Raw genomic sequence first — 18,115 nt, 5'->3', positions numbered from 1 at the left:
CCGCTACTCGGCAGCCTGCTTGGAACCTGCTATCTCGACAGGCAGCGTTTTGGCCTCGTCGCTCTTTTCACCACGCCCGGTGATACGAGCGAGCCAACCCGACAGCTGTTCCATGTAGAGATACAGAACGGGCGTGACGAACAGCGTCAGCGTCTGGGAGACCACGAGGCCACCGACAACCGCGACGCCCAGCGGCTGGCGCAATTCGGCGCTCGCGCCAGCACCAAGCGCGATCGGCAACGTGCTCATCATCGCGGCCAGCGTCGTCATCATGATCGGCCGAAACCGCATCAGGCAGGCCTTGTGAATAGCGTCTTGTGCCGAGGCCCCTTCGCGCCGAAGCGTCAGCGCCACATCGATCATCATGATCGCGTTCTTCTTGACGATACCGATCAGCATCAGCAACCCGATGACGGCGATGACCGACAGGTCGAAGCCGAACCAGCCTATCGCAAGAAGCGCGCCCGCCGCTGCCGCCGGCAGGCCCGAAAGAATGGTAATCGGGTGGATGAAGCTCTCATACAGAATGCCGAGCACGATATAGATCGTCAGGATAGCGCCCAAAATGAGCAGCCCCTGGTTGGCCGCCGCATCCTGAAAAGTCTTGGCCGTTCCGTAGAAACTGGTCGTCACCGATTGCGGCATGTCGATCTGCGTCTTGAGCCGATTGATTTCGTCGATGCTGTCGCCCAGCGCCACGCCGTTCGGCAGATTGTAGGAGATGGTGACCGCCGGCAATTGCCCAAGCTGGTTGACGGTCAAGGCACCGGCAACTCTGTCGATATGCGAGAAGGAGCCGAGCGGCACAAGCGTTCCCGAACTCGTCGAAACCTGCAGCCGCGACAGCCGCTCCGGCGTCCAATCTATCTTTGGGTCGAGTTCCAGGATGACCTCGTAGCTGTCGCTCGACGTATAGATCGTCGAAACCTGCTCGGCGCCGAAACCGCTATAGAGCGTGGAGCGCAAGACATCCGCCGTGATGCCCAGTGTGGCAGCCTTGTCGCGGTCGATGACCAGCCTTGCCTGCAAGGCATTGTTCTGAAGGTCCGAACTGACATCGGTAAAGAAACGCCTGTCGGTGCTCATCGCATCGTTCAGCTTCTGTGCCCACTGGTTCATCTGGGTCTCGTCCAGGCTCTGGACGACAAGCTGGTATTGACTGGCCGAAGAGCGCGCGCCGACCGACAGATTCTGCACCGGATTCATGAAGGTGTTGATGCCGGGAATCTCGCCAAGCTGATGGCGTAGGTCCGAAAGTACGGTCTGCAGCGGCGGCCGCTCGGATTTGGGCTTCAGCTCTATGAAGAGCCGGCCTGAATTCATGGCATTCGAGCCGCCGCCGGCCCCACCGCCACCCACCGAGCTGCCGACATGCGTGACATAGGGCGATTTGGCGAAGACGTCGGCGACCTTCGCCTGAAGCGCGCTCATCGCGTCGAAGGAAATGTCCTGACGCGCCTGCGTCGTAACCTGAAGCTGGCCGATATCCTCTGTCGGAAAGAAGCCCTTGGGAATTGTGTTCAGCTCATAGAAGGTCAGGCCGATCGTGCCGAGAAAGACCAGGAAGACAACAAGATGAAAGCGGAAACACACCTTCAGCAATCGGTCATAACCGCGAACGACCGCATCGAACCCACGCTCGAGCCAGGCCCCAATTCCGTGCTGGTCGCCTCCCTCCGAAAGGGATGTCGTCGGTAGACGCGATGCAAGCATCGGCGTCAGTGTCAGAGAAACGAATGTCGAGGCAAGAATGGCAACGACCACCACCACGGCGAACTCGTTGAAGATCTTGCCGATCACGCCGCCCATCAGCAGCACAGGGATGAACACGGCAACCAGCGAGATCGATATCGCGATGATGGTGAAACCGATCTCGCGCGAGCCCTTCAGTGCTGCCTCGAACGCGGTGTCGCCGTTCTCCTCCATGTGACGAACGATGTTTTCGAGCATGACGATCGCATCGTCGACGACGAGGCCGACGGAAAGTGTCAGCGCCATGAGAGAGATGTTGTCGATGGAAAAGCCGAACAGATACATAACGCCAAGGGTAGCGATCAACGAAATGGGAACTGCCAGCGCCGGGATGAGCGTTGCCCACACGCGCCGCACGAACACGAAGATCACCATAACGACCAGCGCGATTGTGAGCGCCAGGGTGAACTGCACATCGCTTACCGACGCAAGGATGGAGGCCGCACGATCGTTGAGCGTTTCCAGCGTGGCAGCCGCCGGCAACTCGCTCTGGAATGTCGGCAGCATCTCCTTCACGCGGTCGACCACCGCGACCGTATTGGCATCGGGCTGGCGCTGCACGGCGAGGATGATGGCGCGCGAGCTGTCATACCAGCTCGCCGTCTGCGTGTTCACCACCGAGTCGATAACCCGTGTCACGTCGCCGAGACGAACCGCCTTGCCGTTGTTGCTTGCGATGATGAGGTTGGAGAAGGCGGCCGCGTTGTCGAGCTGGGTGTTCGCGACAATCGTCAATTGCTGCTGGCTGCCTTGCAGGGTGCCAAGCGGGGCATTGCTGTTGGCCGCAGCGATTGCCGTCTGGAGCTGGGAGACGGAAATGCCGCGTGCAGCCAGCGCATTGGCATCGATCTGAATGCGAACAGCATATTCCTGGCTGCCGAAAATCGAGACCTGCGCCACGCCGTTGAGCGTGGAAAGCGACGGCGAAATGACCTGCTGGGCAAAGGCATCGAGGTCGGTAAGCGGCACGACATCGCTTTTCAAAGCGAGAAGCAGGATCGGCGCATCGGCCGGATTGACCTTGCGGTAACTCGGCGGCGACGGCATCTCGTCCGGCAGAGCGCGCTGCGTGCGGGTGATGGCCGCCTGCACGTCGGCAGCGGCAGCATCGATGTCGCGATCGAGATCGAACTGAATGGCAATCGACGTCGTGCCGAGCGAATTGGTCGTCGAGATGCTGTCGATGCCGGCAATGGTGGCAAACTGCTTGATCAGCGGCGTCGCGACCGATGTCGCCATCGTATCGGGCGAAGCGCCCGGCAGCGAAGCCGACACGTTGATGACCGGAAAATCGGCCCGCGGCAGCGCCGCAACCGGCAGCGCCGTGTAGGCAAAGAGGCCGGCCAGCACCAGCGACAGCGACATCAGCAGCGTTGCGACGGGCCGGCGTATGCAGAATTCGGAGATCGTCATCGCCGTCGCCCTACTGTTGTACGCTGTCCTGCGCCGTGGTTTGCGACTTCTCGTAAGCTGCAGGCTGGACTGCCGAGCTGTCATCGGCCTCTGCAGTGGCCGTCGTCGGCTTGACCGCGGCACCCGGCTTCAGCCGCAACTGCCCCTCGGTGACGATCTTGTCCCCCGGCTCCAGGCCCGAGGCGATCGCGGAGGTATCACCGTCACTCAACGCCACTTTGACGGGACGAACCTCAACAGTGTTGTTCGACCCGACGACATAGACGAACTGGCCGTTCTGGCCGGGCTGGAGCGCGACTGTCGGAATGACGGTCGCATCGTTCAGGTCGTCCTGATCGATCTCGACATCGACGAATTGCCCCGGCCAGAGCACGAAACTGCTGTTCTCAACGGTCGCGCGCATGGTGATCGTGCCGGAAGCCGTATCGACCGCTGAATCGATGAAATCCATCCTTCCCGAGGCAATCAGATCGGCGCTGCCGCTCTTGAGAACCCTGACCTCGGGCGCCTTGCCGGCATCCAGCAGTGGCTTGAAGACCTGCAAATTACTCTCGGGAAGATGAAAACTGACCTGGATCGGATCGACCTGCGTGATCGTGACGAGGCCGGAAGTCGTGCTCGACGACGTGCTGGAGCCACCCACAAGATCGCCGACCGAAACCTGCACCGCACCCAGCCGCCCATCGATCGGGGCGGTAATGCTGGTGAAATCGAGCTGTATCTGGTCGGCTTCGACGGTTGCCTGATCGCTATCCACCGTCGCCTGTGCCGATTGCTGCGCGGCGAGCGCGTCGTCATAGGCCTGCTGCGTGCCGGCCTGCTTGGTGGCGAGATCCTTGGCGCGGTTCATGTCGGCTGTCGTGCTGACCAGAAGCGCACTGTCCTTGGCCAGAATGGCCTTGTCGCGCGCCAATTGCGCGCGCAGCGCCCGGTCATCCAGCGAAATCAGCAGATCGCCGGCCTTGACCATCTGCCCGTCTTTTACGTGAATTTCGGTGACCTGACTGCTTATCCGTGCCCCGACCGTGACGACAGCCGGTGATTGAACGGTGGCAAAGCTCCGGGTGACGACGGGAAAGGATTGCTTCTGCGCCGTAGCGACGATCACGGCAATCGGCCCGCCCCCGCCTGATCTGCCCTTGCCGGACGAAACCGCAGATTGCGCGGCGGCTGTATTGGCATTCGACGTTGCTGCGTCCGGCATTTTTGCGGCGTCGGCAGCCGGCTTGCCCGCGATGAGTTCTGCTACATAGCGCTGGCCGGTGCTCGTCAAGTTCGGAAAGAAGAACAAGACGCCGGCAATGCCGAGCGCCGCAATGGCAAGGACAACGAAGCGGGAAGCCTTCATAACTTCGACCTTCAGAAACCTGACGATATTTTATGGATTGGACGCCGCCCAAAGCAATGACGCTTTGCTCCGGGACTTAAGGACACGAAATGCGGATTTCCGACGCTGCATGAAACCGCATTCTTGTAACCGGCCTCGACCTGTAACATCGCTTTATGTCCCGACGAGGCGCAAAACGTTGCATCACGACCCGACAATTTGACGAAGGACTGCATGCCCAACAAGGCGGTACGCGTCCTGACAGCCGAGATGTAGGGGAGAAAACCGGTCCAAGCGAGGCGAAACCCGCGGATTACCAAGATTTAATATGCCGCTCATCAGGACGCGTTCTATGAAAACATCGAAGTTCTGAGCAGGCTGAGGACGGTACGGCTGTGGCGATGACGCCGGTCCGAGTCGTTCGTCGCCGTCTGATATGAGGTGCAAGGCGCTTTGCGCCCGGTGCTGGAAACAAGTTGCCATTCAGTTTTGCTACAGAACCGCCCGGCGGTACCTATGACGAAGCGCTGTGTCGAATAGGCCAGATCGAACGGCTCCGCGCTCGATAATCTCACTGAACTTGACCGCGTCGTGGCAGGATCAATTCAATACTGCCCCGACGACGCTGGAGCACTTATTCCCAAATCCGAGGCTAGCTCGGCTGCAATCCCTGCCTCCATAAGCCCGAAATCGGTGCCACAGGCGACAAAATTGAAGCCCTCCTTGAACCGCTCCCTGAACGGAACCTCCAAGACCACAATGGATTCCGGAGATCTTTCCTGCCTCCTGCACCTTGCGATGCACCATCGCGATGCCGTCCACTACTTCCCGGTTACCGGATGTGAGGCTTGGCTCATAGCCAAGAGACAAGGAAAGATCCGCGGGACCGATATACACGCCGTCTATGCCGTCCACCGACAGAATTTCGTCGATGTTCGACAGAGCTTCTCTCGTCTCTATCATCGCCAGCGCTGTCACGACGCTGTCCGATTCGCGCCGGTAGCTATCGCCATATACCCGCCTTGCCCTGGTCGGCCCGGGGCGGATAAAAACATGCTCTCGCCAGGCGAAGCGCGTCTTCCCGCGTGTTGACCATAGGACAGATGATGCCCACCGATCCGGCATCCAAAAGTTTTCCCACGATGCCGGGTTCGTTTGTCGGGATGCGGCAAAGCGGAGCGACACCGGAACTAACCGTCGCCTGCAGCATCTGCAGGGCGACCTGATAATCGATCAGCCCGTGCTGCAGATCGACTGTAACCGTGTCGAAGCCCTGGGCGCACATGATTTCGGCGGATGAGGCCGCCGGAATCATGCACCAGCCATTGGTGGCTTGACCGCCATTTAGAAGAAAGGTCTTCAGTTTTCTGCTGCGATTGCCATCGGTTTGTCCAGTCAGCGTCGTTTCGGAAGGAAGGCGAATTAAAGCTCAAGCACGACATAGTCATCCTCAACGACGACCTTGCAGGTCTCCGCCACAAAGGGACCCTTGGCGAGCTCCGCGCCATTTTCCACGTCTACCTTGTATGCCTTTGCGCGCACGCTGTTGGGGTCGCACCAAGACTGACCTGTCTTGATGTCGAACTCCCAGCAATGCCACGGGCAGCGGATCATCTTCTCGCCGGAGACGAGTTTGTACTCGCCGGGCTGGCTCGAGCTCGTCTTCGAAGACGGTGCCCTCGCACAGCGGTGCTCCTTGATGGAGGCAACGATTGATCAGTCCGTAGAATTGATTGTCGATGTTGAATATCCCAACTTCCCGGCCGCCGACCGAAACCAGCTTTTTGCCGCCAGATGGAATTTCCCCGATCGCGGCAACGACATGTTTGGCCATGGGTCAGAGGCCGCGCGCGAGCGCTCCCTCTTCTCTGATGAGTCCGCTAATGCCGCGATACGTGGCCACTCCCTCTGGCTCCGTGATGCTTTGTCATTTAGGATAGCTGTTATGTCGTCCAATTCCGGCAAGCGTCGCTGGTGTCTGACAACCAAGCAAGGGATGCGCCGCATTGATGCCTTGGGCGCCGGCGAGAATCCAATTCGCTGCAATTATTCGAATCTAAGCCAGTTCTCGCCCTGTATCAGTCGACCGCCATGCTCGCACGCATCGCCGAACCGCGCGACCTTCCTGCCATTGATCTTCGCCACGGACGACCCACCGGTGATGGCGGCGGTGGTCGGCACGCCGGTGCATAGGCACTTATCGCCGACAGTCGCGATGGGGACACCATTCACCTTGACGAAGTTCTGGCTGGTCGACTGGACGGGACCGCCGACATGCGGCTTCGGTCCCGGATCACACATCGGGCAGACATGCATCGCGCCTTGCAGGGCTACCGGCTTTCCCATATCACGTTACCTCCACGCTATTCTGGCGCATCAGCACGCAATCACGTCTTTCAGTTGAAACCTGCGGATGCACGCGGTGGCGCGGCAGCACTTTCTCGACATGGAAATCGACCTTTTCAAGCAAGCGGATCAATGGCGCGACCTGCGCGTCGATCAGCGTCCACGCCTGCGTCAGCCCGAGTGCTGGAATCAGCGCGCGCATGATCTCCTCCGACAGCCCCGCGCCCGAGGCGCTGTGCATCAGCGCACCTCCAAGCTCTTCGTCCGGCCCTATGTTCACAAAACCGATGGGCTCGCCCACCGCTTCCTTGCGCGCAACGACATAGGTGCGCAGACCCTTGTCCCAGTGCTCCTCCCAGTCGACGATGATGAGCTTCACCTCCATCAGGCTGGCGGCTAGCGGCACGGGGCTGTAGTGGAATAGCTGCGGGTCTGAAAGCATGGCGTAAAGCCCATCGGCATCGCCAAGCACCGGGCGTCGCAGTATGAGCCGCGCGGTCTCGATCCGGTCTGGCGACTCGTGCCTTGGTGCTTGCTCAGCCATATCGGATCACCCCAGAACCGAATGGTTGATGAACTTGTCCATCTCGCCTTCGGGCAGATAGGGTTTTTGGCGCAAGGTCACGGTGCGTCCCTGGAATTGCTCGTCGGCCTCGTCCAGCGTACGCACGCCGGCAGCCGCGTCGGTCACGCAGAACCCATCCGTCGAAATAGCGAGCTTGTCGAATGCCGCTCCCGTGCTGGCGTAGCGGCCGGGGCCGCCATTCAGCCGCTCCAGCAGTGCCAGCGCCTCCAACGCGCTCAGCGAAAACACGTCCTTGCCGTCGAGGAAAAGCGGGCGCTGCTTTATGGCCGGCATGATCTCGACGAGCCGGTCGGCCTCGTAGTGCAGGACGAGACCCGGATTGCCGCGCGCTTCAGTCACACTGTCAGCAGACGGAGCGCTTTGTGCATAGGCTGCGATAAGGGCCTGTTTTTCCTCTTCGCTCATCGCGTCGCCGAACTTCTCCAGCGTGTCGCGCAAAATGTCGTCGGGAATGGCGTCATTTCTGCGCCCTGTCACAGCACCATAGGTATCGGACAACGCGTCCACCTGCGCCGGAGACATGCCGAATTCGAGTTTTCCCAGCCCCTTGCCGGGAAAAGCCGTCCAGTCATCTTCTGCTGCCATCGTGATCCCTGTCTCTTACTGTATGATACCAAATCTTTTGAGACAGCTCGCATAGGCGGTAGCCTGGGCGATTGCCCCGTCATATTTCGTCGGGTTGCCTTGCGCTGTCGCTACGGCGCGGGCGTCGGCGGCATCAAGCATGAACGCCGCGTAGGTCTGGCCGCGCGCAAGGAGACCCCTTTGCACCGCATATCTCGGCCCATGTACGCCGCCGCCATAGGAAGCCGTAAGGCGATGGTCGACCGGATCCATCTGTATCGCCGGCCCGACGGGCGTGGGCAAGGGCGATTGTGAATTCGCCGGCATATGATGGCTGTCCAGCCCATCGCCCACCGTCTCGGTCGTGCCGGTCATGCAGCCATGGGCTCCGCCGCGATAGGTGCTGCCGGGAATCCCGCAGGCCAGATAGGCGCAGGGATTTTGAGCACAGCGGGCGCAGGTGACGGTCCGGGTCGCCGGTACCGCCTGGTCCTGCGTCGTCGCCTCGGTCTGGGCGCCCGACATGGCGTTGCTGACCCCGTCGGCGATTTCGTCCCTGTAGATATATGCCCCCGTGGCAACAGTCGCGCCGCCAAGAATCCACGCCGCGGTGCCGGCCGATATGGTGGCCCCGCCTGCCGCCGCGGCCGTGCCGCCGCCTGCAAGTGCAAGCCCACCGCCAACTGCCAACAAGGGAGGCATCAGGCAGCATTCCTGTGAATGCGGACGACGCTCTTCGTCTTGTTGAAGAGCACGTCGAAATTCTGGTCGGGGCTACCCGGCCCGGATTTGATGAAGGCCCGCACCTCCGGCGCTTGCCCGGCTTTTTCACCACCGATAACCATCATGAACGCCCATAATTTGTGAGAGTATTCGCGCTTGAGTCCCAGCTCGTTCGCCTCGGCCTCCTGCCGCCGCACGAGGTCGCACAACTCGTCATCGCTCATCGCGACCGTGTAGTCCGGCGCGACCTTGCGCAGATAGATCATGCGCTTGCGGATGACGGCCTCCCGCCGCCGGTTTTCGATTTCCTCGATATTGCTCATATCGACGGTGAGCAGGCCTCTGGGCGGCGGCGGCGAATTGTCCTTGCGGCTGGCGCGCGTGACGTTGGCGCCCCATTCCTCATCCGGCTGGAAGATGATGGCGTTGGCCGGTCCCAGCAGGCGCAGATATTGCGCCTGGTTGAGCGAGGGAATGAGCTGCGCCATCACATTGGCGTCGGCATGGCGCAGGATCACCCGTCGTAGCTGGCTCGGCTTCGGCGCCGGCCGTTCCGCTGGCGGGCGCGGGTCCGCCTCATAGCTCTTGCCCGGATCGACGTCAGCTTCCGTTGGAAAGAGCGCCATGTTGATCGTGCGCAAATGGCGGTAAAGCCGTTCTCCGCCACCGTCGCACTCCCAGAACACGCAGGCGTGCTTGCCATTGACCAAATCGATCAGCCGTTCCAACACGGCCTGATCCGCAGGGCCGTCCGGTTTGTCAGAGGCGGCGCCCCGTTCCCGATCCAGCCAGACCAGTTGCGGGGCGGCGCGTTCTTGATCCTGCCCAGCGTTCGCCGCGTCGCGATAAAGCGAACGATGGTATAAATCCTCATCAAACAACGCCGAAGGCAAGTCAGGAAACTGTGCGCCGTCAACCACGGCGAACAGCGGATTTTGCACGCGCCGGAGAACCTCTCGCAGCTTGAGCAGATCAGCCATGGCGACTACCCTACAAACGGCGTGGAGCCGCCGGCCATGGCCCGCAGACAGGAAGGCCCCTGCCCCGGTCCACCTTGTTTGAAGTTGATGCTGTTGCCTTCAATATCGATCTTGAGGGCGTAGAGCTTGATGCCGGTTTTCGTCAGCGAGATATAACCACCCGGCGTCGAGAGGCGGATTTCATCCTCGGCGAAGATCTCCCATTTCCGAGCCTCGCCGTGATACTTGTCCTGTGAGATCAGATTGTAGAGCTTGCCAACCTCGATATCGATTGTCTTGCCAACCTTGAACTTCTGCTCCTCGCCAACTTCGGTTTCCTGCTTCTTGCCGACCTTTGTGGTCTGCACAACTCCAATTTCATTGTGCTGCGCGTTGCCAACCTTCGTCACCTGCGAGACGCCGACATTCGTCACCTTGCTCGAGCCAATCTGCTCGGCCTGTGCCACGCCGACGCTGGTTGACTGGAACGATTGCACGATGGTGTTCATCACGCCGGGCATGGAGAACAGCCCACCCACGCTACCGCCAAGCCCACCGCCAGCGCCGGCCAGCGCCGTTCCGGCGTCCGCACGCGGGCTGGGGCCGGAAACCACGCCGCCCCGCGCGCCAAGGCCCGAACCGGAAAGGAAGCCGAGCGTCGATCCGGCCATCGCCGCCCCGAATGAAGCCATGCCACCGGCGCCCGCTACGCCCCCGGCCTGTTGCAGCAATCCCGCCGTTCCCGAGGCCAGACCTGCCACCCCGGCCATCGCCGCCATCGCCAAAGGGCCAGTGCCGCCAACCGTCAGATTATAGGAGCCGCCGATTTCCTGCTTCTGGTTGCTCGCCACTTCCACGGAGCGGCTGCCTCCGACGGAATGTACGTCATGGCTGTCAATGCGGGCCGTGCGGTTGTTCAGCACTCGCGTCGTCTGGTCCTTCTGCGCGTGGAAGAACATGTTCTCGCGCCCGGCCTCGTCCTCGAACGTCATTTCGTTGAAGCCGGCAGCCTTGTGGCTGTTGGAGCGCATCACCATCCGCGTCTTGTTGGCGGGCAGGTCGTAGGGCACCTTGTTGTTGGGATTGGGCACCACGCCCGTCACCAGCGGGCGGTCCGGGTCGCCATCAACGAAAGCGACCATCACTTCCATGCCGATGCGCGGGATGATCTGTCCGCCCCAGTTTCCACCGGCCCAGTTCTGGCCGACGCGCACCCAGCAGGTGTCCGAACCGTCCTTCTTGGCGCGGCGATCCCACGGGAACCAGAGCTTGATGCGGCCATACTGGTCGGGATGGATTTCCTCGCCGGGCGGGCCGGCCACGATCGCCACCTGCGCACCCTCGATGCGCGGGCGTTTCGTCTCGCGATGCGGCGTCAGCGGCACGCGCGCCGGAAGCGCTTCGAACTCGTTGCTGAACTCCGGTTCGTTGGCATTCGTCTCGTAGGAGCGGTCGACGACCGAATGCTTTATCTTGACGATGACATGCTCATCATAGGCGCGTTCCGGATGCGCAACCTCGTAGGGCGTAAACCGCCGGCCTGCCTCCAGCACCCGCGATGTCGACTTGCCCAGGACGCGATCGTGATCGGCCTCGATCGACTGGGTCCTTAGCTTTTGCGCGCGCTCCGCCGCTTCCACGGTAAGCGCCCTGGCGGGAAATTCGTAGAGCTCGCGCTTGGCAGCATCCGGCATCTGGACGAGCGAAGGCGTCATCGTGCCCGGCACCATGCGCGGCGTCTCGAAATTCCAGTCCGCGCCGGCCCGCTGGCCCGGAACATAGGCGTAGTGCCGCATCCATTCGGTGATGTGGTTGCGATCCGAAGAACCCTGCGCGAGCCGCACACGCCCTTCTCCCTGTGCCGAGGGTGAAGGCTGCCCCCATGAACTCGCAGCGTCGGCGACATGCAGCCGGTGACTGCCTTCCTCATGGCTGAACCAGTAGAACAGCCCGTCTTCCTGGAAGCGCCTGGTGAGGTAATCGAGATCGGTTTCATTCCACTGGACGGAATAATGCTGCGCCGGCGGCGGCGTTACCACGCCCGAGACATCCGGCGCCGGCAGGCCGTGTTCGGAAAACAGCATTTCGACGATGTCGACTGCCGTCTTGTCCATCCAGATGCGGCAGTCGGAGCGCCGTGACAGAAGCCACATCTGCGGCCGCAGGACCATTGCGTAGGACCGCAGCCCGCGCGTCACCGGCGGGCCTTCGCTTAGCTCCGTCACCAGACCGTTGAAGGGACGGCGCACGCCGCCGTCATCTTCGCCCTGCTGGATCTCGACGGAGACGTCCACCAGCCGCCCGATGAGTTCTTCCGGCTTCACGGCCTCGCGCTTGGCGCGCACGGAAAGCCGTATCTCGAAGAGCGAGGACACGCCCTCGTCGATCGAAACACGTTCAGGCAGAAGCTGATCCTCACCGAGTGGCGAGGACACCTTCAGCACACGGCTAGCCTGGATGAAATCGGCGCCAGACGGCTGATCGTTCATTGCAAGAGCCTCATTGTTGCGCTTCTGCCTGCCGATGGATCGGCCGTTGACTTCGCGGGACGGTTACTGGGCGCACCGCGCTAGTGAACGGTGCGCTCCCCGACCAGATAGGCGTAGACATACTTCGTCGCCCTGTTCGGAGGCGTTGCATCGACGCTCGGACCATAAAGCCGTTCAGGGGTCAGGATCTTGCTGACGTCGCTGCGAGACTGGGCATAGCCAAGCAGATAGATCCCACGTCCCATGAAAACGCGTGTTTCGAAGGAAGGCGTCACCGAATAGTTGACCTGGACGACAAATGCCTGATTGCCGCTTGCGCTCATTTCGGAGACGATCTTTGCTTCGTTGTTCTCCAGCCAGACCTTCAAGGCATGGGTCAGCGCATACTCGTTCAGAGCCTCGGAGCCCTGACGAAACAAAGCAGCTGCGGCACCGGCGGTCGCGTTGCGCGCGCCAAATTCGCGAGGTCCGCTGGCGTAGGTCAGATGTTCGAGGGAGGGACCGCGTCCCATCCGCTTGACGGGAGCAAGATCGGCCTCGGCCAACGGCCGCACGCGGAGCTTGGGCGACGAGACAGAAAAATTGGGCATGACAACTCCAGCGAATGAGAAGCCTCAACCGGGTCGCAGTTGACGCTCCAGCCCCAGGTGAACCGTTGCAAAACTTCCAAGACACCGCCGGAGCGATGCCTTGGAAATTGTTGCCAAGACTATGCAGCCTTGGTCGTGGCGAGATCGTAGGATGCGATCATCGGCGACTGCGGCGACTGGTTCTCGTCGAATGGGGTGTACTTCACTTCCAGCTTGGTGAAGTTCAGCTTGACCGTCTCGACCGGGCGGTCGCCATTCGAGTCGATCGAATAGCTGGCCAGCAGCGTGTTGGTCAGCGTGTATTCGATATAGGTCTCGCCCGGATTGCCGGTGGTGACGAGATGGATCGTCGCGCGCTTGCCGGTGCGGCCCGAGCAGGCCTCCTGGAAGAGCTTGGTCGAGGAGGAATCGCTGACCTTGGTCAGGATCACTTCCGAAACCGTCGGCTCGGAAGCTTCACGGTTAGCGGCCGAACCGGCCGAGGTGTTCATGTTGCGCGAAACGTTCCAGTGAATCGCTTCGATGTCCATCCACTTGCGGTGCTGTTCGTGGGTGGCATCGCCCTGAATACCATCGATCTGAAGATAAATAGGCATGCTCTGAGCTCTCCTGTTCGTCAGTTTATTTGCCAAGTACAGTTCAAGGCGCTCTGGCCTTTCGGGTTGTTGCCGCATCCGAATGAACTTTCTTGCCATTCGAGGCTGCTTTATCCGCCGGCCGCTCCTTGGGCGCAGCGAATTCATTTTCGTCCACCGCAGGCTTCGCATCGATGCTGAAGCGGTGGTCGTCAAAACCGATATGGATGCTCGCGATCTTGCGCCCTTCGGCCACGGCATCGAGGAAGAAGGTGGAAAGAACGGGCAGAAGATCGCGGGCGATCATCGACTCGATTGCGCGAGCGCCCATCTCGCTGGATTCGGCGCGCGAAACGAGCGCCTCGCGTGCCTCCGGCGACAGCGTCGCCTCCGTCCCGTAGCTCGCCTTGACGCGATCGCCGATGCGACCGATCTGGATATCGACGATGCCCGACAGCGCTTCCTTGCCGAGCGGCATGAAGGGCAGGATGGTCGTTCGACCGAGGAATGCCGGCTTGAAGTGCTTCTGCAATTCTGGAAGAAGCAGTTTCTCCAGCGCCTCGCCTTCCGGCATGGTGTCGGGATCGGCAGCAAGTGCTGCCAGCAATTCCGAACCGGTGTTTGCGGTCATCACAATGGTGGTGTTCTTGAAGTCGATGTCGCGGCCTTCGCCGTCGCGCAGCATCCCCTTGTCGAAAACCTGGTAGAAAATCTCCTGGACGCCCTGGTGGGCCTTGTCGATCTCGTCTAGCAGCAGCACGCCATAAGGACGCCGGCGCACGGCCTCAGTCAGCACCCCGCCCTCGCCGTAGCCGACGTAGCCGGGCGGCGAGCCGAGCAGCATCGAGATCTTATGCTCCTCCTTGAACTCCGACATGTTGATCGTCGTCAGGTGCTGGCTGCCGCCGTAAAGCAGGTCGGCCAGCGAAAGCGCAGTCTCGGTCTTGCCGGTGCCGGACATGCCGACGAAAAGGAACACGGCAGGCGGGCGGCGGGGGTCCGACAGACCGGCGCGAGCAGCCCGCATTGCCGAGGAGACGCGCTCGATCGCGACGTCCTGCCCGATGACGCGCTCCTTGAGCCGTGCGTCGAGCGACTTGACTGTCTCGACCTGGTCGGAAAGCAGCTTGCCGACCGGAATGCCGGTCCAGCGCGCGACCAGAGCGGCGATCACATCGCGGTCTACTGCCCGAGGCACGAGCGGTGTTTCGCCGGCCACGCGCGACAGGTTCCGTTCGGTCGCCGCGAGTGCGGCACGCGCGCTCTCAGGCGAGGCCGTCTGAGCGGGGAACTGCGCCACATTGCTTTCGCCAGCATCATCCAGCACCGGGGCCTGATCCTCGATCGCGTCGTCCTGCGAAAAGACCGCCTCCAGCCGATCGGCCTCACGTACGAGACGGAGTTCCTCTTCGAATTTGTTTTCGAGAGCTTCTATTTCGGCGGCAATCTGCTCCCGTTTTGCTTCGATTTGACGACAGCGATCGCGGATTTCCGAAGTCTCCGGCTCGCTTGCCAGCCATTCCGCTTCAGCCTCGAGCAGGCCGCGCTCGTTGTGCAGCGACTTCAGCGATTCAGGAACCGTCTGGCGGCCGAGCGCCACGGCGGCGGCAGCAGTGTCGATCAAGCTGATGGCCTTGTCGGGCAATTGCCGCGCCGGAATGTAGCGCGCCGACAAGCGCACTGCAGCGGCCAGGGCTTCGTCGCGGATGCGGACCTTGTGATGCGCCTTGAAGGAGCCGGCGACGCCACGCAGCATGTGGATCGCGGTTTCCTCGTCGGGCTCATCGACCTTGACCGTCTGGAAGCGTCGGGTGAGCGCGGCATCCCTTTCGATGAAGCGCTTGTATTCGCCCCATGTCGTGGCCGCGATGGTGCGCAGTTCGCCACGCGCCAAAGAAGGCTTCAGGATGTTGGCGGCATCGCCCTGCCCCGCCTGCCCGCCTGCGCCGATCAGATTATGGGCTTCGTCGATGAACAGGATAATCGGGGTGCTCGACGCCTTCACCGCATCGACGACACCGTGCAACCTGCGCTCGAACTCGCCTTTTACGCCCGCACCGGCCTGAAGCAGGCTGAGATCGAGCGAAAGCAGGCGGACCGGCTTCAGCATATCGGGAACGTTTCCGGCTGCGATCTCCAGAGCCAGCGCTTCGGCAATGGCCGTCTTGCCGACGCCGGCCTCGCCGACAAGGATCGGATTGTTCTGCCGGCGGCGCATCAGCACGTCGACGAGCTGGCGCAATTCGCGGTCCCGCCCGATCACCGGATCGATGCGTCCGGCACGGGCATCGGCGGTCATGTCCTGCGTGTAGAGGCGCAGGAATTCGTTCTCGCCTGACGGGGCACCCGCAGCCGTCAAATCGGATCTCACCGATTTTTCAGCCTCACCGGGCACCGTGGCATTCAGTTCGGATTCGACGGCCTTGAGGTCGATTTCACGCAGCGACGGCGCTATCGCGCGCGCCACTATACGGAGCGACTGATCCGTCGAAAGTGCGACAAGAAGATCGCCGAGTTCGACGCGGCTTCGGCCATATTGGAGCGATGCGACCAGCCAAGCCTCGCGCGCCAGAGCAAGCACATTCTGCGACAAGGCCAGTTGCGCGCCGTCTTCACGCGCCAAGTCTTCGATCGCCAGTTCAAGTTCTTTTCGAAGATTAACCGGCTTCACACCGAAGCGCTCGAAACGCGGCGCGACGGCTGTAATGTCTAATAATGCATACAACCAATGCGCTACTTCCACAGTCGGGTGAGCGTGGCGCGCAGCGACGGACGCGGCCGCCTCGAGACCGACGCGCAGATTCGGCTCCAGCGTTCTGACCAGTCGATTGAGATCGATATTGGACATCCCGAAAACTCACATTTCTGCGGCTGAAGCGAGTGGTCGCCATCAGAGAGTGAATGCAACTAGGGCGTTTGTGAACGCTTGGATAGAAGTCACAGAGTAACGTTTTGTTTCGAGTCATTACAGGTTAATGTCATCAACTTGTCACATTAATTACATGGTTGACAATGACGTTATACCGAAAGAAAATAGAGAAAGAATATTAGTGTCTTCTAATTTGGAGTTATTGTGCTGTTGAATCTCAGCGAAATTGTATCTCCACTTGGGCAAGATAGCCCTTGCGGAGAAGACATTAGAATAAATCCAAATTATCAGGAAATATACTATAGAATTAAGGATGCGCGCAACTCTGCGCGCAGCGCAGAACGAGGTATTCCTCCTGGCGAAGCAATGCGACTTACGCCCTCTTGGCACGATGTAAACAATCTTGGATTGCAGATACTTTCTTCAAAAAGTAAGGACATAGAAGTCCTTGCCTGGCTTGCAGAAGCTCAACTTAGACTTCGAGGTTTCGAAGGTCTTCGAGACATCTTTTCTGCAATGGCGTCACTTTTGGAAAATTACTGGGATAGGTTGTATTCCATCGGCGACGATGACGTCGAAGAAAAGCTCGCACCACTTGCAGGATTAAATGGCGTCAGCGGTGAAGGCACCTTGATCCAGGCAATTCGTCTTGCTCCTTTGGTGCCGAATTCACATTTCGCACAACATACATTGTGGGATTATCAACTTTCGCAGCGTGCCAATGAGACGGCCCGGCGCGATAGTCTTCACGAAGCGGCCAACGATGCGGGCGTTGCTGCAATGGCCGCCCACCTCGACATCCTCAACGATTGCATCGCTGCTTTCGACGATCTCGTTTCGATCCTCGACGAGCGTTGCGGCGACAAGGCGCCGCCGAGTTCCAACACCCGCAACGTGCTCGTGGAGGCGGCCGCTGCCATCCGCGATCTGGCGGGCATCGAAGAGGAACCCGCCGAAGAACCGGTCGATGAAAAGCCCGGTCTCCAGGCGGCAAACGGCAATGGCGCGGGGCAGGTTATGGTCGCGCCCAAACCGGTTCACGCCGGCAGCATCGCCTCGCGTGAAGAAGCGTTCGAAGTATTGCTTTCGGTCGCGCGTTACTTTCGCCGCACCGAGCCGCACTCCCCGATTTCACTGGCGATCGAAACACTCGTACGGCGCGGCCGCATGGATTTCACCGAACTCCTGGCCGAACTTCTTCCGGAACCACAAACGCGAAACGCCGTTCTAACGGCGGCAGGAATTCAGCCGAGGGTTGAAAAGCGGGAACCCTGACCGGTTTCCGGAACCAGATCCAAACGGCCAGGCGGAGGCCGATTCGGACAAGCATTTTTTGAAACATTGACCGCGAAATGGCGCCAGGCGCACGAAGGAGAGTCCTGATGGCAAGTGTTCACGAGAAATTGGAAAGGGTCCGTAAGCCCCGCGTTCACATCAAATACGAAGTCGAAACCGAAGGCGCGATGGTAATCAAGGAATTGCCGTTCGTTGTCGGCGTGCTCGGCGATTTCTCGGGCGATCCGACGCAGCCGCTCAAGCCGTTTGGCGAGCGCAAATTCGTCCAGGTCGATCGCGACAATTTCGACGACGTGATGCGCCGGATGACGCCCGGCCTCAACATTGCCGTCGAGAACACGCTGCAGAACGACGGCACAGACCTCGCCGTTTCGCTCAAATTCGAAAGCATGGACGATTTCGAGCCGGGCGCGGTGGTCAACCAGGTGCCGGCACTCAAGGCGCTGCTCGACGCGCGCAACCAGCTTCGCGACCTCATGAGCAAGGCCGACCGCTCGGAAGACCTGGAGCGCATGCTTGAGGAAATCCTGCAGAACCAGACCGACCTGAAGAAGCTGGTCGGCGAACTCGATGGCCGCGCTGACGGCGGCTCCGCGAACTGAACGCTGTGACGGGAAGGATCAAGC

At 60.7% G+C, this 18,115-nt stretch carries 16 protein-coding genes and 1 pseudogene; 2 read left to right on the top strand and 15 right to left on the bottom strand.

Going from position 1 to position 18,115, the window contains the following annotated elements; all coding sequences use genetic code 11:
* Positions 1–3: 3 nt before the first annotated feature.
* The 15 genes and pseudogenes from G6N74_RS23035 to tssH form a co-directional block, all read right to left on the bottom strand.
* Positions 4–3,165, bottom strand: coding sequence for an efflux RND transporter permease subunit (locus tag G6N74_RS23035; protein WP_165120350.1), 3,162 nt, complete (start codon positions 3,163–3,165; stop codon positions 4–6).
* Positions 3,166–3,175: 10 nt separating this feature from the next.
* A complete protein-coding gene (locus G6N74_RS23030; protein WP_246245893.1) occupies positions 3,176–4,513 on the bottom strand; it encodes an efflux RND transporter periplasmic adaptor subunit in 1,338 nt (445 codons plus the stop codon).
* Positions 4,514–5,092: 579 nt separating this feature from the next.
* Positions 5,093–5,470: an aldolase/citrate lyase family protein gene (locus G6N74_RS31255; protein ID WP_165120349.1), complete on the bottom strand. Its 378-nt coding sequence runs from the start codon at positions 5,468–5,470 to the stop codon at positions 5,093–5,095.
* Between the two features lie 25 nt (positions 5,471–5,495).
* Positions 5,496–5,807 carry an aldolase/citrate lyase family protein gene (locus tag G6N74_RS31250; RefSeq protein ID WP_165120348.1) on the bottom strand — a complete coding sequence of 104 codons (312 nt, stop codon included), beginning with the start codon at positions 5,805–5,807 and terminating at the stop codon, positions 5,496–5,498.
* A gap of 107 nt (positions 5,808–5,914) precedes the next feature.
* The gene (locus tag G6N74_RS30905; protein ID WP_246245906.1) at positions 5,915–6,106 is read right to left on the bottom strand and encodes a Rieske (2Fe-2S) protein; all 192 of its coding nucleotides are present in this window, start codon (positions 6,104–6,106) and stop codon (positions 5,915–5,917) included.
* Between the two features lie 115 nt (positions 6,107–6,221).
* Positions 6,222–6,326, bottom strand: a pseudogene (locus G6N74_RS30900) (Rieske (2Fe-2S) protein); the annotation flags it as partial.
* A 212-nt stretch (positions 6,327–6,538) separates the two neighbouring features.
* Positions 6,539–6,838 carry a PAAR domain-containing contractile injection system baseplate protein gene (locus G6N74_RS23010; protein ID WP_165120347.1) on the bottom strand — a complete coding sequence of 100 codons (300 nt, stop codon included), beginning with the start codon at positions 6,836–6,838 and terminating at the stop codon, positions 6,539–6,541.
* Position 6,839: 1 nt separating this feature from the next.
* A complete protein-coding gene (locus tag G6N74_RS23005) occupies positions 6,840–7,382 on the bottom strand; it encodes a GNAT family N-acetyltransferase (RefSeq protein WP_165120346.1) in 543 nt (180 codons plus the stop codon).
* A 6-nt stretch (positions 7,383–7,388) separates the two neighbouring features.
* Positions 7,389–8,009, bottom strand: a complete 621-nt coding sequence (locus G6N74_RS23000; RefSeq protein WP_165120345.1) for a hypothetical protein — start codon at positions 8,007–8,009, stop codon at positions 7,389–7,391.
* Between the two features lie 15 nt (positions 8,010–8,024).
* Complete coding sequence (locus G6N74_RS22995; RefSeq protein ID WP_165120344.1) at positions 8,025–8,690, bottom strand: hypothetical protein; 666 nt, start codon at positions 8,688–8,690, stop codon at positions 8,025–8,027.
* Positions 8,690–9,691 (bottom strand): DUF4123 domain-containing protein, encoded by a 1,002-nt coding sequence (locus G6N74_RS22990; protein WP_165120343.1) that lies wholly within the window; start codon positions 9,689–9,691, stop codon positions 8,690–8,692. The genes G6N74_RS22995 and G6N74_RS22990 overlap by 1 nt, the downstream gene beginning before the upstream one ends.
* 5 nt (positions 9,692–9,696) lie before the next feature.
* Complete coding sequence (tssI, locus tag G6N74_RS22985) at positions 9,697–12,159, bottom strand: type VI secretion system tip protein TssI/VgrG (RefSeq protein ID WP_165120342.1); 2,463 nt, start codon at positions 12,157–12,159, stop codon at positions 9,697–9,699.
* Between the two features lie 80 nt (positions 12,160–12,239).
* The gene (locus tag G6N74_RS22980) at positions 12,240–12,749 is read right to left on the bottom strand and encodes a hypothetical protein (RefSeq protein ID WP_165120341.1); all 510 of its coding nucleotides are present in this window, start codon (positions 12,747–12,749) and stop codon (positions 12,240–12,242) included.
* A 119-nt stretch (positions 12,750–12,868) separates the two neighbouring features.
* On the bottom strand, positions 12,869–13,345 hold the full coding sequence (locus tag G6N74_RS22975) for an Hcp family type VI secretion system effector (RefSeq protein ID WP_091916068.1): 477 nt from the start codon (positions 13,343–13,345) through the stop codon (positions 12,869–12,871).
* 43 nt (positions 13,346–13,388) lie between these two features.
* A complete protein-coding gene (gene tssH, locus G6N74_RS22970) occupies positions 13,389–16,172 on the bottom strand; it encodes a type VI secretion system ATPase TssH (RefSeq protein WP_165120340.1) in 2,784 nt (927 codons plus the stop codon).
* A gap of 288 nt (positions 16,173–16,460) precedes the next feature.
* Between tssH and tssA the strand changes: the two genes are divergently transcribed.
* Positions 16,461–17,468, top strand: coding sequence for a type VI secretion system protein TssA (gene tssA, locus G6N74_RS22965; RefSeq protein WP_376767741.1), 1,008 nt, complete (start codon positions 16,461–16,463; stop codon positions 17,466–17,468).
* Between the two features lie 107 nt (positions 17,469–17,575).
* On the top strand, positions 17,576–18,091 hold the full coding sequence (gene tssB, locus G6N74_RS22960; RefSeq protein WP_165120338.1) for a type VI secretion system contractile sheath small subunit: 516 nt from the start codon (positions 17,576–17,578) through the stop codon (positions 18,089–18,091).
* Positions 18,092–18,115: the final 24 nt, after the last annotated feature.

The sequence above is a fragment of the Mesorhizobium zhangyense genome (assembly GCF_011045115.1).
Taxonomy (GTDB): Bacteria; Pseudomonadota; Alphaproteobacteria; order Rhizobiales; family Rhizobiaceae; genus Mesorhizobium_M; species Mesorhizobium_M zhangyense.
The sequence above is the reverse complement of the archived record's forward strand: the minus strand, read 5'-3'. Positions and strand labels throughout refer to the sequence as shown.

Excerpts from the sequence above, each read along its gene's own strand:
- G6N74_RS22990 (WP_165120343.1), bottom strand. The coding sequence starts at position 9,691 with ATGGCTGATCTGCTCAAGCTGCGAGAGGTTCTCCGGCGCGTGCAAAAT.
- G6N74_RS31250 (WP_165120348.1), bottom strand. The coding sequence starts at position 5,807 with ATGATTCCGGCGGCCTCATCCGCCGAAATCATGTGCGCCCAGGGCTTC.
- G6N74_RS30905 (WP_246245906.1), bottom strand. The coding sequence starts at position 6,106 with ATGATCCGCTGCCCGTGGCATTGCTGGGAGTTCGACATCAAGACAGGT.
- G6N74_RS23010 (WP_165120347.1), bottom strand. The coding sequence starts at position 6,838 with ATGGGAAAGCCGGTAGCCCTGCAAGGCGCGATGCATGTCTGCCCGATG.
- G6N74_RS23000 (WP_165120345.1), bottom strand. The coding sequence starts at position 8,009 with ATGGCAGCAGAAGATGACTGGACGGCTTTTCCCGGCAAGGGGCTGGGA.
- G6N74_RS22980 (WP_165120341.1), bottom strand. The coding sequence starts at position 12,749 with ATGCCCAATTTTTCTGTCTCGTCGCCCAAGCTCCGCGTGCGGCCGTTG.
- G6N74_RS23005 (WP_165120346.1), bottom strand. The coding sequence starts at position 7,382 with ATGGCTGAGCAAGCACCAAGGCACGAGTCGCCAGACCGGATCGAGACC.
- G6N74_RS23035 (WP_165120350.1), bottom strand. The coding sequence starts at position 3,165 with ATGACGATCTCCGAATTCTGCATACGCCGGCCCGTCGCAACGCTGCTG.
- G6N74_RS22975 (WP_091916068.1), bottom strand. The coding sequence starts at position 13,345 with ATGCCTATTTATCTTCAGATCGATGGTATTCAGGGCGATGCCACCCAC.
- tssH (WP_165120340.1), bottom strand. The coding sequence starts at position 16,172 with ATGTCCAATATCGATCTCAATCGACTGGTCAGAACGCTGGAGCCGAAT.
- tssB (WP_165120338.1), top strand. The coding sequence starts at position 17,576 with ATGGCAAGTGTTCACGAGAAATTGGAAAGGGTCCGTAAGCCCCGCGTT.
- G6N74_RS22995 (WP_165120344.1), bottom strand. The coding sequence starts at position 8,690 with ATGCCTCCCTTGTTGGCAGTTGGCGGTGGGCTTGCACTTGCAGGCGGC.
- tssI (WP_165120342.1), bottom strand. The coding sequence starts at position 12,159 with ATGAACGATCAGCCGTCTGGCGCCGATTTCATCCAGGCTAGCCGTGTG.
- G6N74_RS23030 (WP_246245893.1), bottom strand. The coding sequence starts at position 4,513 with ATGAAGGCTTCCCGCTTCGTTGTCCTTGCCATTGCGGCGCTCGGCATT.